The organism is Nocardioides convexus, assembly GCF_011090295.1.
In genome coordinates this window covers 2,089,811-2,101,905 of sequence record NZ_JAAMYA010000001.1, presented here as the reverse complement: position 1 = coordinate 2,101,905, position 12,095 = coordinate 2,089,811, and the positions used below count along the sequence as shown (strand labels likewise).

Sequence of the window (12,095 nt, the reverse complement as noted above, 5' to 3'; positions counted from 1 at the left end):
GTAGCACGCTGCTGCCGTGGTCGTCCCCGGTACGGGAGTTCAGGGAGCGGGTAGCAACTGCTCGCGCGCACGCGCGACGGCATCGGCAGCCTCGTCGACAGGAACATGCTCCCAGAGCCGTAGGACGTACCAATCGGCGTCACGGAGAGCCGATTCGGTGTCGGCGTCTCGGGCCTGGTTGCGGCTGATCTTCCACTGCCACCACTCCGCGTTGGTTCGCGGAGGGTGGTAGTGCTCAGGGCAACCGTGCCAGAAACACCCGTCGACGTAGACCGCGAGCCGGACCCGGGTGAACGCGATGTCGATCGTCCGGCGGTTGTTCCCGGGGACCTTGAACTGGACACGGAAGCGCAACCCGCGGCGGTGCAGGCTCGTGACGGAGAGCCATCTCGGGAGCAGTGCCCCTGCGAGCCAAGGTGGACATCTTCTCAGAGAGTGCACCCCCAGGACTTGTGCGGGACGGCTCCTTCTTCATGTTCCGCCCACCCTAACAAGCGCTACTTTTTCTTGCGTCGGGGCGCAGTAATGCTGACCCCCGATCCTCCCGAGAACTCACCGCGCCGACGCGTCTCGTCGATTTCCTCGGCTACGAAAGCCGCGAGCCTGTCCCACTCAGGCCACGTGGTCGGGTCCTCGTGCTGCAGGACACTAAGGAGACGACCGCGATCCAACGGCAGGTGGGCCACGTCCACTACGTCCTGCCACCAGATGTCACCCTGCTCGACACTGAAGGGGATTGCGAATCCGATCATGGGAGCGGCGCCGATGTCGAGCCACTTGGCCCACTGGTGGGGGCGGACGTCCCGGGGCTTTCGCGAGTACGTCAACTGAACGGTGTTCTGAGCGAGCACGATTTGGAAGCCCGACTTTCCGTCGGGGAACGGGCGCCACATGACCACATCGACGCCGCCATCCGTGTAGTGGTCTGGGACAAGTCTGCACCTGTGGCGGGTACGCCCATCAGATTGGCCACCCACGTTATGGCTTCGTCGAACTTAGTCGGACGCCCATCGCGGGCAGGATGAGCAAAGACCACTGCACGGGCATCCATTCCTCCCCAGGCCCGAAAGGCTTCCCTGCAGATCGCATCGAATAGGACGTCTGAACGAGGGAAGGTGCGGTCCACTCTTACGGGCGTGCCGCGAAGGCTCATGATGGCGAGGAATTGGTAAAGCGCGCTGTGAGATCCACGCTCGAAGTAAACGCCTCGCTGGTCGGCCAGAAAGGGATACATTGGCCCGAAGACCGTAGTGCGTCGCTCAATCTCTTGCAGAGCGAAGGAAAACTGGTCGTCGGTTGGCTGCCGACCAGAAGAAAACAATCCCCGCAACTCAGAGATAGAGAAGTACTCGTCCTCCGAGAATGTCGCTTCTGCTTCGATGAAGTCGGCCAGTTGATTGGGCGAGAACTCGCCCGGCGGCTCAATCCAGGTCATCGCTTGCCGCCCTCCAGAATATCGACCAATCGCTGGATCCTCCGCAGGTGCTCGAGGGTGGTTTCGTCCAGGCTCGTCGATGTCGAGCGCGATCGCTTTCTCCAGTTGTTGGCGCGCCGACCTAACCGCTCGACGTAGTTGATCGGTCGGATCTGACGCGGCATCGAGGGCATCGTCGAGATCTTGGGTCTTCTTCAGTACGGCAACAGACTCGGCCGCTAGGTTCGGCGAGGACTGAAGCCAAGCGACCGATCTGACGCGAATCTGAGATGACTCGTCCCTCGCCTTTCGTGTTTCCAAAAGCATGATGAGCAAGTCTGCAAGTTTCGTCCGAAATTCATCGGGGATCGGCCACACGTCGGGATCGACGTTCCGCGGGTCGGGTGCACCGATGAATCCGCGAATCGCGGTTCGACCCATGGCATTGCTGAAGACGCCGAAGGAACCGCGGGCGCGCGCCGTGGAGATGCGAAACACGGTGTCGACTTTGTTCTAGAATGTCGTGATCCCTATATCGAGACTTGATCTCCGTTGGAGTGCGACCCACGAGATCTGCTATCTCATTCAGGGTTCTGCCGGTGTCGTGAACGAGCCGCGCAATATACCTGGCTTGGGCGTAGGGATCCCAAGGTTCGATGCCTGAGATGTGCCGAAATCCAAGGAGCGGCGCAACAACCTCCGGATTTTTCCACCACGACCACGGGGAGTGTTTCTGGCAATTGTGCGTGCGGAAGTCTTCGCCACCCGCTGTTCTCATTGGCAAATTCTTGCCGCAGGCTAGGGTCGTCGAGTCCCATCAAGGCCGTCAGCCTTCGATTTCCCTCAACGGCCGTGTAATCCCCATTGCCGGAGGGCACGGCAATCAAGGCTTCGCTCTCGAAGAAACCATGCTCGGCGATTGACTCTGCGATCTTCAGTGGATCGTAATGCTGATTGATGTAGAGTGCGATGTCTCGCTGGCTGTGTCCACCGCCCTGCATTTCGGGCGGGAGGCGAGGATTGTCGGGATCAAGGCGCAGATCCGCAAGAGGGATTCGCTGGATCTGTCCGCTGCTAGTGGTCGACACGGGCCGAACATTAACAGTACATGTCAGAGCCCTGTGTCAGTTTGAAGGAACGCCTACGCGCGTGAGTCAGGAAGCGCTATCTTTGACGCGACGTGCCCCGACCCCACCGCCTTCACTGCCCAGTCCAAAGCGAGACTCGCCTAGGTGTGATGTCCGGGGAGGTTGGTCAGCCGGGTGACCGGTGGGCGACCTCCAATGGCGGAGTGGGTGCGGTGGTGATTGTAGAAGTGGAGCCAGGCGGGCAGCGCGGCGTTGCGTTGCTCGGTTGACTCATTGAGCCGGGCGTAGGCCCATCCGTCGGCGAGGGTTCGGTGGAAACGCTCGATCTTCCCGTTGGTCTGGGGCCGGTAGGGCCGGGTCCGCTTGTGGATGATGGCTAGGCTCAGCGCACGCGTCGCGCCAGGCGTAGGACCAGTAGGCCGGGCCGTTGTCGGATAGGACTCGTTCGATGGTGACGCCGTGATCGGCGAACCAGGCCACCGCACGCTGTAGGACACCGATCGCGGTGGCGGCCTTCTCGTCGGTACAGATCTCGGCGTAGGCGATGCGTGAGTGGTCGTCGATGACGGTGTGCACGAACGCGGTCCCGATCAATGGTCGATAGTGCTTCCCACGTTCGCCTGTGCGGAGTGCTGTCGCGATGCCGTTGGCTCGACTCTGTTGGCGGCTGAGGAACTTGTGCCCGCCGCCGTTGGGGATGTTGCCGAACTTGGTGACGTCGACGTGGATCAGCGAGCCGGGGTGCGGATGCTCGTAGCGTCGCAGCGGCTCGCCGGTAACGCGGTCGATGTGGGAGAGCCGGTTGATCCGGCAGCGGACGAGCACGGCGTGCACGGTCGAGGCCTGCATGCCGAGCCTGGCCGGCGATCTGGACCGGACCGAGTCGCTGGCGCCATCGCAGTCGCACGATCTGGCGCACCACCTCCGGCCTGGTCCTGTTCGGACACGTCTTCGGTCGTGAGCCTGCGGTCGACCATCCCGCCCGGGCCTTCGGTGCGGTAGCGGTCGGCCCACTTCTTCGCGGTGCGTGGGGCGACCGTGAACATCTTGGCCGCTGCAGCGTAGGTCCAGCCGCGGTCGACGACGAGCCTGGGCGAGCCGCAAACGGGCACGTGGGGTCAGAGCAGCGTTAGCGTGGGACACGAGGGCCTCCGGTCAGTGAAGCGTTGAACTAGACAGACTCCACTTCACAACCGGAGGCCTTCGCCTGTCAGACAGGCTCACCGGTGCCGGGCGGTACAACCTCCCTGGACATCACAACTAGGGCGACTCGGCGTAGGTCAACTCCTCGGTTCGCCCGCGGTCACGGCCCACTCCGTTCTGCTGCGTGCCGCCGTTGGCTCAGGGGGTGACGGTGATGCCGCGCGCGGCGAACGCGTCCCGGACGACCTTCGCGGCAGCGGCGCCGTCCCGCGTGAGTGCCTTGCGGTAGATCGCCGTGGCGGCGGCGTCGAAGGAGGTGTCCGGTGCGAAGTCGAACTGGGCGTCGATGACGGTGGTGTCGAAGGCGCGGGAGGACAGGCCGAGGGCCTCGTAGCCCGCGCGGGCGTCCCACAGGCCCCCGCTCCAGATCTGGCCGTCGAAGTGGACCTCGCCCTCGCGGTCGGCGACCGTCAGGTCGGTGTCGAGACGGCGCAGGCAGTGCACCGGACCGGCGGTGTACGCCGTGGAGTCCCAGTCCATGACGCACGCCTCGGGCGCCTTGACCGGCCAGCCGTACTGCTGCGCCGCGTCGAGGCCGACCGAGACGGCGAGGTAGTCACCCCAGGCCTCGCCGATCGAGCCGGCGTCCAGCGAGCCTGCCGTAGCCCGGCACCTGGGAGGCGTGGACGGCGTGGCCGTACTCGTGCACGATCACCTCGGCGTCCTCGGCGTCGTCGACCCCGCCCTTGCCCAGACGGATCCGGTAGGGCTTGTCGGTCTGGTAGCTCGTTGTCGCCGCCGTACTGGTCGATCTTGACGCTGAACGACTGCTTCACGACCGGGCGCAGCGTCGAGCCGAAGCCGAGCGACTGGATGTACTCCTGCGCCTGGTTGACCCAGAAGTAGGCCATCACCTGCTCGAACTGGTCGTCCTTGCGGTTGTAGTTGAACACCCCGGAGGCCGAGTACGCCGGCGTGCCGGTTGCGGAGTCGACGGTGACCCACCGTCCGCGCAGGTAGCCCGAGCCGTCGAGGTTGCGCAGCGGAACGGTGGCGTACTCGCCGGCCGGGACCGCGCTCGCGGAGTCCTTGGCGTCGACGAGTGACTGGTCGCCGCTGGACTGCACCGGGTTGACCTTGAAGACCAGTCCGCTCCCGGTCGTCACACCACCTCCGGGCTTGGCGCCGGCCGGGGCGGCCGACGCGGTGATCGCAAGGACGACGGCGACAGCGGCGTGAGCCGGACGAATCTGCATGCTCGGGACACTAACACCGCACGACCTTCGAGTGGAGGCCCCGAATGGGCGCATCCAAGTCGCTGACCCATCGTCGGATCGACTCAGTTTGTCCGAACTCCTGCGCACCGTGGCAAGACGTCCTAGTGTCCGTGGCATGCAGGCAAGCGCTCGTCGTCTCGTGGCTGTCGTCCTCGGAGTCCTCGTCGTCGTGGCGGGCATCGGTCTCCTCGTTCCGCAGGCCGGAGCCTCGCCCGGACGCGTCGTCAAGGACCTCGACTGCGGCGACTTCGGCTCGCAGGCCTCGGCCCAGGACTACTTCCTCAGCATCGGTGGCCCCTACAGCGACCCGGACAACCTGGACTCCGACGGCGACGGCATCGCCTGCGAGAGCCTGCCGTGCCCGTGCAGCGACGCCACGGGTGGCGGCGGTGGGGGCGGCGGTACGACGACGCCCCCGCCTCCGGCGGCACCCACGACTCTTCGCACCACGGCGCGCATCATCTCCGTCATCGACGGCGACACGGTCCTGGTGAGGGCGAGCGGCGTGAAGCGGCGGGTGCGGCTGATCGGCGTCGCGGCGCCGGCGCTGAGCCCGCGCCAGTGCGGTGGTCCGGCGGCGACCAGACTCGGCACGCAAGATGCTCCCGCGCGGCACCCGCGTGACCCTGGTGTCGGACCCCACCCAACCGCGCAAGGACGGCAGCGGCCGTCTCCTTCGCTACGTGATCAAGGGGTCGAGCGACATCGGCTACGTCCAGGTCCTGCGAGGCTGGGCGAAGGTCCAGCCCACTCGCAAGCCGTTCAAGCGGGTGACCCGCTACCGCAACGCCCAGGCCTCGGCCCAGGCCGCGCCGCGTGGGATCTGGCGCGCCTGCTGATCAGCGGCCGAGCGCGGCGCCGACCGCCTCCACCGCCGGTACGTCGGCGGGAGCCCAGTCCAGGCTCACCCAGGCTCGCCCGGCGCGACCCAGCGCAGGCTCGGCGTGCTCGGTGAGCCTGAGGGGTGCCGGAGGCGAGGGTGCACCAGTAGGTCGTGAGCACGACGACGACCCGGCCGTCGTCGTACCGGGTGGTGGCGACGCGCTCGCCGACCTCGACGACGCAGTGCAGGCTCCTCGGCGATCTCCCTCTCCAGGGCCGCGACGGGCGCCTCCCCGGGCTCCACCTTGCCGCCGGGGAACTCCCACCTGCCGGCGAGCGAGCCACCGGGGCCGCGCTGGGCGCACAGGACGAGTCCCTCGCGCAGGACGACGGCGCCGACCACCTCGATCTCCACGGCGTGATCCTGCCACCGGTGGCGGTTGCTAGCGTCGGTGCCGTGCCAGCCACCGCCCGCGCCGACGTCGTACGACGCGCCAAGGAGCCTGCTCGGACGCACGGTCGTCGGCCACGGGGTGACGGTGCGGATCACCGAGGTCGAGGCGTACGGCGGCCAGGAGGACCCGGCGTCGCACGCGTTCACCCGGACGGCGCGCTCGGAGATCATGTACGGCCCGGCGTACCGGCTCTACGTGTACCGCTCCTACGGCATCCACTTCTGCGCGAACGTCGTCACCGGGCCGGCCGAGATCGGGGCGGCGGTGCTGCTGCGTTCCGGTGAGGTGGTCGAGGGCATCGACCTGGCCCGGCTCCGCCGCAACCACCCGGCCAATGACGTGCAGGCTCGCGCGCGGACCGGGAAACCTGGCGCAGGCGCTGGGGATCACGCTCGCCGACCTCGGCGCCGACCTGCTGGCCGAGCACCCGCCGGGCGAGGACTTCACCGGGGTCCGCCTCGGTCCGGAGCGTCGTACCCGTCCGCGGATCGCGGCCGGGCCGAGGGTCGGGGTGTCGAAGGCGGCGGACGTGCCCTGGCGGTTCTGGGTGGTCGGGGACCCGGCCGTCTCGGCGTACCGGCGCAGCCCGCGGGCACCGGCGCCCGGCACTACGCTTCCGGCCCGTGAGCACTGAGCCGACGAACGAGCCGACGAACGAGCCGACGTTCGAGAACGTCACCCTGGACCCGCGCGCCAACGTCTACTTCGACGGTGCCTGCGTGAGCCACACCTTCTTCCTCGCCGACGGCACGCGGAAGTCGGCGGGCGTGATCTTCCCGGCGCGCCTGACCTTCGGAACCGCCGCTCCCGAGGTGATGGAGACCAACGCGGGCGCGTGCCGGATCAGGCTCGCGGGCTCGGAAGAGTGGGCGTCGTACGCCGCGGGGGAGTCGTTCAGGGTCCCGGGCGAGTCGTCCTTCGAGATCGAGGTGACCGAGACCCTCGGGTACGTCTGCCACTACGGCTGACGCACCCGAGGGCCATCGGGGTTGCGGGCTCAGGCCACGCCGGCCAGGCTCCGGCTCGACCTCGGCGAGGGCGGGGTCCGGCGCCCGACGGGTGCGCCGCTCCCACACCAGCCCGGCGATCGCCGCGACCGCGCCGAGCGCGGACGCCGCGGTCGCGAAGCCCAGGCCCGGCCGGAAGCCGTCGAGCAGCGCCGCCGGTGTGGTCGCCTCCGCCGTACCGGAGCCTGATGATCGCGGTGGTGATCGCCAGGACGATCGCCGCACCGACCTGCATCGAGGTCTGCAGCACGCCGGCAGCCAGCCCCTGCTCGTCGTCCTCGATCCCGCTCGTGGCCTGGATGTTGATGGCCGGGAAGCCGACCCAGCCGATGCCGATGAGGACCAGGGCGGGCAGCACCATCCCGAGGTACGACGGATCGGTGCTCAGCGTGAGCGTGAAGAGCAGGTAGCCCAGGGCCATCACCGTGGTGGTCACCGCGATGATCGGCCCGGTGCCGACGCGGTCCACCAGGCTTTGTCGGAGAAGATCGCCGAGGTGGTGACCATCAGGCCGATGGGCAGCAGGGCGAGGGCCGGTGCAGCGGCGACCAGCCGAGGCCGTCCTGCAGGAAGAGGGTCACGATGAACTGCCAGGCTGAAGTAGGAGCCGGCGAGCGCGACGATCACGATGCTGGCGCGAACCAGGCTGGCCTTGCGCAGGATGCCGAGCCGGACCAGCGGGTGCGCGATCCGGCGCTCGATCGCGACGAAGGCGGCGAACAGCGCGGCCACGCCGACGAAGGAGAGCACCGTGCGTGCCGAGCCCAGCCGGCCTCGGGTGCGGAGACGACGGTGTAGACGAGCAGCAGCATCGCGGCCCCGGAGGTCAGCGCACCGAGCAGGTCGTGACCGCCCTCCTCGGCCGGCTCGTCGCGGGGGACCAGGGCCCAGGCGGCGACCAGCGCGAGCAGCGCGATCGGGACGGGCAGCAGGAAGGTCCAGCGCCAGCCGACGCCGGTCATCAGGCCACCGAAGAGCAGGCCGGAGGAGTAGCCGCCCGCGCCGAAGACCGTGTAGATCGACAGCGCCTTGTTGCGCGCCGGACCCTCGGCGAAGTTCGTGGTGATGATGGACAGCCCGGTCGGCGCGGTGAACGCGGCGGCGAGGCCCTTGATGAAGCGGGTCGCGATGAGCAGCGGGCCCGAGCCTGACCAGGCCGCCCAGCAGGGAGGCGACGGCGAAGACCGCGAGCGCGATCAGGAAGACCCGGCGGCGCCCCAGGAGGTCGGCGGTGCGTCCGCCGACGAGCAGCAGGCCGCCGTAGCCGAGGACGTAGCCGCTGATCAGCCACTGCAGCGAGGAGGTGGACAGGTCGAGACTCGGCACCGATCGAGGGCAGCGCCACGCCGATCATCGAGACGTCGAGGCCATCGAGGAAGAGGACCACGCACAGCGTGATCAGCAGGCCCCAGGTGCGAGCGGACCAGGTAGCGGAGGAGAGGGACATGACGGCTACAGTTCCATGCGCGTGCATTCAATGCAAGAGCAAATAATGCGTTTGCATGAAATTCACGTGACGGCTAGGATGCGAGTGTGTCGAAGGCTCCCGTGTCCGCCCCGCTGGTCGCCGAGTGGCGCCAGCCTGCTGGACCGGCACGCCGCCGTGAGCCTGCGCTCTGGAGAAGGCGCTGCAGGACGAGCACGGCCTGGGCCTGAGCGAGTTCGAGACGCTCGACCGGATCGTCGACGCCAACTGCGGCAAGTACCGCATGGCCGAGGCTGGCCGGCGACATCCACCTCAGCCAGAGCGCGCTCTCCCGCGCGATCACCCGGCTGGAGAAGGACGGCCTCGTCGAGCGCTCCTCGTGCGAGTCCGACCGGCGCAGCGTCTTCGTCTGCCTGACCCCGCGGGGCCGCGCGGCCTACGACGCGGCGCTGCCCACGCACCGCGCGGTGCTCGAGGGCACCTGGGGCGCGTAAGGCCCGCTAGCCCGAGGTCAGCCCACCGGGGTCGTCCGGTACGTCGACGGAGTGCTCCCGGAGCAGGCTCGAGCGGGATCAGGCTCCAGGGCCCGCTCGTTGGTCGAGGCGAGCACGACCGGGGCGGCCGCCCCCTCGGCGTACGACTGCAGCCAGCGCGCCGCCACCACGCACCACCGGTCACCGGGGTGCAGGCCGGGAAAGGCCCACTCCGGGCGGGGAGTGGACAGGTCGTTGCCGACCGAGCGCTGGTGGGCGAGGAACTCCTCGGTCATCACCGCGCAGATCGCGTGCAGCCCGACGTCCTGCGGGCCGCACGAGCAGACTGCCGTCGCGCAAGAAGCCGGTGAGCGGGTCCGTGCCGCACGGCTGCAGCACGTCACCGAGGACGTTGCGCTCGCCCGGGCCGTCCGTGGCAGGCATGCTCAGGCCTCGTCGCGGAGCAGGACCCGGGCGAAGCGGGTCCGGTTGGCGGCCGCGTTGACGAGCAGGATCACCGCGAGCCCGATCAGGGCGTAGAGGCCGAGGACGACGAAGGCGCCGCCGGTCGCCGCATCGGGGAAGTACATCGCGTCCCGGGCGACCGTCGCGCCGGCACCCGGCGGCAGCAAGCTGGCCGATCGCGTGTCCCGCCTTCGGCAGCATCTCCGGGGCGATCGAGGAGCCGGAGATGATGAGCCCGACGGTGAAGTACAGCGCGCCGATCAGCGAGCCCGCGGGGCCGATCAGGGCGACGAACGCCGCGGTCGAGGCCGTGACCGCGAGCGAGATCAGCGCCAGTCCCCAGAAGAGCGTGAAGTGGTCGGCGCCGTCGCCGACGCCGAAGAGCGACATCGCCAGCAGGGCGACCGCGGAGGACGCCACGGCGTAGACGACGAGCAGTGCGGCGTGCCCGAGGCCGCGCAGCGCGGAGCGCTCGGTGAGCCCGCGCAGCCGGCCTAGCGCGAGCGAGGCGATCGAGCCGCCGAGGCAGAGCGCCTGGATGACGAAGCCGAGGGAGTCTGCCGGCGCTGTCGTCCTTCGGCAGGGGTACGACGTCGGTGACCGGTGGCGGGGTCGTGAGTGCCGCGACGGTCGCCACCGGCACGGGCTGCTTCGCCGCGGTGGTCTGCTGGACCTGCTGCTGCACCTGCTGCTGGTAGACCTTCGTGTACTCCGCCTTGAACAGGTTGGCCACCGCCGGCGAGGCCGCGCTCGCGACGTACAGGGTGGGTGCCTGGCCCTCGAAGGCGACGCCGCCGTAGGCCTTGCGCTCGCGGATCGCCTGCTGCAGGGCGGCCGCGTCGTCGTACGGCTCGACCTTGAACTCGCCGTCCTTCTCCAGGCTTGCTTCGCCTGCGTCTGCTGCTCGGCGCTGCCCACGACGCCGACGGACAGGTCGTGCGGGGAGGGGGAGTGCGCCATCGCCAGGTAGTAGACCGCCAGCACGAGCTGGATCAGCGCGCCGGCGACGGCGATCGCGAGGCCGAGCTTCGACAGCGTGCGCATCCCGAGGGGAGCGGAGGTGGAGTCGCTCATGGACTCAGCATCGCACCGGTGGGCGCCCGAGGGCGGGTCGACGCGTGCGTCACCCGTGTCACAGGATCGACCGGTCGCCCGGCGAGCCGATCCTCAGCCGCAGTTGTCGCAGATCCCGGTCGCGGGGATCGCCATGAAGCAGGTCGGGCAGACCGCGACGACCGGCTCGGGCTTGGCCGGCTTGGCGGGCGCCTTGGGTGCGCGCGGCGCGGCGACCCGCTTGGGCTTGGCCGCCGCGACCGTCGACTCGCGGACGACCGGCGCCTCGACGACGGGCGGCACCCAGCCGGGCGGCGGCGCGTCGGCGATCCCGAAGCGCTCGAGCAGGTCGCGTGCGGCCTGGGTCGGCTGGTGCTTGGGGCGGGTGACGATGTCGAACGGCGAGGAGGCGCCCTCGAGGAAGGTCTGCGCGTCCGGTCGGAGCGTCGCCGGGAGGGTGCGGTGCCGCCAGCGCTGCGGGGTCGCGCCCTTCTGGGTGATGGTCACCAGGTCCGGTCGGCTCCACGCGACGAGCGCCCAGTCGTCGTGATGGCTGGTCGCCCAGACCGCGACGGCGAGGTCGCCGGCGTCGGCCGCGGCGCGCAGCGCGATCCGCTCCGGGTTGGAGAAGCGGCCGCGGACGTGGAGGACACCGGGAAGGGGCTCGGTGACGTCGTACTCCTCGCCCTGGAGCCGGTCGATCAGGGGGCTGGTCTCAGGCGTGATGTCCATCGTCAACCGAGCGTAGTCGAGTCCTCCGCGACGGCATCGGTCGCCTCCGCGATGATCGCGCCCATCGCGGCGCGTGCGGCACCCGCGTCGCCGGAGCGTACGGCGCGGGCCACCTCGACGTGCAGGTCGACGGCCTCCTGCTTGGGGTGCGCCGGCATCAGGTCGTGGTGGGTGCGCCCGGCCAGCACCTCCGCGACGACCTCGTCGAGCGCGGCCAGCATCTCGTTGCCGGAGGACTCCAGCAACACCCGGTGGAAGGCGACGTCGGCGGCCAGGAAGGACTCCAGGTCGCCCGATCGCGCGTGCACCACCATGTCGTTGACGGCGGCGGTGAGGGCCGCGCACTGCTCGGGGGTCGCCCGCTGGGCCGCGAGCCCGGCGGCCACCGGCTCGAAGCCGCTGCGCAGGCTCGCCGAGCGAGCGCAGGCTGGGCCGCGCGGTCCGCGGAGTCCAGGCGCCACCGGATCAGCCGTGGGTCGAAGACGTGCCAGGTCGCCCGCGGCTGCACCGTCACCCCGACCCGGCGCCGTGAGGTGACCATGCCCATCGACTCCAGCACCCGCACCGCCTCGCGCGAGACCGATCGGCTGACGTCGTGCTCGGTGTCGATGGCGTCGAGGGTGAGCACCGCGCCGGCCGCGAGCGCGCCGTCCACGATCCGTCGCCCGAGCGCCTCGAGCACGTCGTCGTGAAGCGCGGTGCGGGCCACGAGAGCCTCCAAAGATCAGATTTATCGGGTG

Annotated in this window: 16 protein-coding genes and 3 pseudogenes; 5 read left to right on the top strand and 14 right to left on the bottom strand. The window is 69.2% G+C overall.

Translation table 11 applies throughout. From position 1 onward, the window contains the following. Positions 1–39: 39 nt before the first annotated feature. The 6 genes and pseudogenes from G5V59_RS15745 to G5V59_RS15720 form a co-directional block, all read right to left on the bottom strand. Positions 40–441, bottom strand: coding sequence for a very short patch repair endonuclease (locus tag G5V59_RS15745; protein ID WP_278257073.1), 402 nt, complete (start codon positions 439–441; stop codon positions 40–42). Positions 442–823: 382 nt separating this feature from the next. Further along, a complete protein-coding gene (locus G5V59_RS15740) occupies positions 824–1,912 on the bottom strand; it encodes a hypothetical protein (protein ID WP_278257072.1) in 1,089 nt (362 codons plus the stop codon). 83 nt (positions 1,913–1,995) lie between these two features. Next, positions 1,996–2,502, bottom strand: a complete 507-nt coding sequence (locus G5V59_RS15735) for a hypothetical protein (RefSeq protein ID WP_278257071.1) — start codon at positions 2,500–2,502, stop codon at positions 1,996–1,998. 140 nt (positions 2,503–2,642) lie between these two features. After that, positions 2,643–3,645, bottom strand: a pseudogene (locus G5V59_RS15730) (IS481 family transposase). 198 nt (positions 3,646–3,843) lie between these two features. Next, positions 3,844–4,149 (bottom strand): hypothetical protein, encoded by a 306-nt coding sequence (locus tag G5V59_RS15725; protein WP_278257070.1) that lies wholly within the window; start codon positions 4,147–4,149, stop codon positions 3,844–3,846. Continuing rightward, complete coding sequence (locus tag G5V59_RS15720; RefSeq protein ID WP_278257069.1) at positions 4,116–4,901, bottom strand: hypothetical protein; 786 nt, start codon at positions 4,899–4,901, stop codon at positions 4,116–4,118. The genes G5V59_RS15725 and G5V59_RS15720 overlap by 34 nt, the downstream gene beginning before the upstream one ends. Positions 4,902–5,037: 136 nt before the next feature. Between G5V59_RS15720 and G5V59_RS15715 the strand changes: the two genes are divergently transcribed. Then, entirely contained in the window at positions 5,038–5,877 is an 840-nt protein-coding gene (locus G5V59_RS15715; protein WP_278257068.1) for an excalibur calcium-binding domain-containing protein, read from the top strand. Here G5V59_RS15715 and G5V59_RS15710 read toward each other — a convergent pair. Beyond that, positions 5,827–6,159, bottom strand: a complete 333-nt coding sequence (locus tag G5V59_RS15710; RefSeq protein ID WP_278257067.1) for an NUDIX domain-containing protein — start codon at positions 6,157–6,159, stop codon at positions 5,827–5,829. The two genes, G5V59_RS15715 and G5V59_RS15710, sit on opposite strands and share 51 nt — an antisense overlap. Positions 6,160–6,196: 37 nt before the next feature. Between G5V59_RS15710 and G5V59_RS15705 the strand changes: the two are divergent. From G5V59_RS15705 to G5V59_RS15695, 3 genes and pseudogenes are all read left to right on the top strand, one after another. Continuing rightward, positions 6,197–6,472: pseudogene (locus tag G5V59_RS15705) on the top strand (DNA-3-methyladenine glycosylase); the annotation flags it as partial. Positions 6,473–6,533: 61 nt separating this feature from the next. After that, on the top strand, positions 6,534–6,833 hold the full coding sequence (locus G5V59_RS15700; protein ID WP_278259873.1) for a DNA-3-methyladenine glycosylase: 300 nt from the start codon (positions 6,534–6,536) through the stop codon (positions 6,831–6,833). Beyond that, positions 6,823–7,167 (top strand): pyrimidine/purine nucleoside phosphorylase, encoded by a 345-nt coding sequence (locus G5V59_RS15695; protein ID WP_278257066.1) that lies wholly within the window; start codon positions 6,823–6,825, stop codon positions 7,165–7,167. The genes G5V59_RS15700 and G5V59_RS15695 overlap by 11 nt, the downstream gene beginning before the upstream one ends. On the opposite strand, the gene G5V59_RS15690 is transcribed toward G5V59_RS15695, so the two are convergent. Then, entirely contained in the window at positions 7,094–7,642 is a 549-nt protein-coding gene (locus G5V59_RS15690; protein ID WP_278257065.1) for a hypothetical protein, read from the bottom strand. The genes G5V59_RS15695 and G5V59_RS15690 overlap by 74 nt on opposite strands. After that, positions 7,639–8,532 (bottom strand): MFS transporter, encoded by an 894-nt coding sequence (locus G5V59_RS15685; protein WP_278257064.1) that lies wholly within the window; start codon positions 8,530–8,532, stop codon positions 7,639–7,641. The genes G5V59_RS15690 and G5V59_RS15685 overlap by 4 nt, the downstream gene beginning before the upstream one ends. Positions 8,533–8,739: 207 nt before the next feature. Between G5V59_RS15685 and G5V59_RS15680 the strand changes: the two genes are divergently transcribed. Then, positions 8,740–8,862: a hypothetical protein gene (locus G5V59_RS15680; protein ID WP_278257063.1), complete on the top strand. Its 123-nt coding sequence runs from the start codon at positions 8,740–8,742 to the stop codon at positions 8,860–8,862. Between the two features lie 281 nt (positions 8,863–9,143). Here the strand turns inward: G5V59_RS15680 and G5V59_RS15675 are convergent, their stop codons facing one another. The 5 genes and pseudogenes from G5V59_RS15675 to G5V59_RS15655 all read right to left on the bottom strand — a co-directional run. Beyond that, positions 9,144–9,401: a DUF2237 domain-containing protein gene (locus tag G5V59_RS15675; RefSeq protein ID WP_278257062.1), complete on the bottom strand. Its 258-nt coding sequence runs from the start codon at positions 9,399–9,401 to the stop codon at positions 9,144–9,146. Next, on the bottom strand, positions 9,307–10,644 hold the full coding sequence (locus tag G5V59_RS15670) for a hypothetical protein (protein WP_278257061.1): 1,338 nt from the start codon (positions 10,642–10,644) through the stop codon (positions 9,307–9,309). Before G5V59_RS15670 ends, G5V59_RS15675 begins: the two co-directional genes overlap by 95 nt. A 93-nt stretch (positions 10,645–10,737) precedes the next feature. After that, positions 10,738–11,355 (bottom strand): hypothetical protein, encoded by a 618-nt coding sequence (locus G5V59_RS15665; RefSeq protein WP_278257060.1) that lies wholly within the window; start codon positions 11,353–11,355, stop codon positions 10,738–10,740. A 2-nt stretch (positions 11,356–11,357) separates the two neighbouring features. Further along, positions 11,358–11,816, bottom strand: coding sequence for an FCD domain-containing protein (locus G5V59_RS15660; RefSeq protein ID WP_278257059.1), 459 nt, complete (start codon positions 11,814–11,816; stop codon positions 11,358–11,360). A gap of 104 nt (positions 11,817–11,920) precedes the next feature. Next, a pseudogene (locus G5V59_RS15655) lies at positions 11,921–11,983 on the bottom strand (hypothetical protein); the annotation flags it as partial. Between the last annotated feature and the right edge of the window lie 112 nt (positions 11,984–12,095).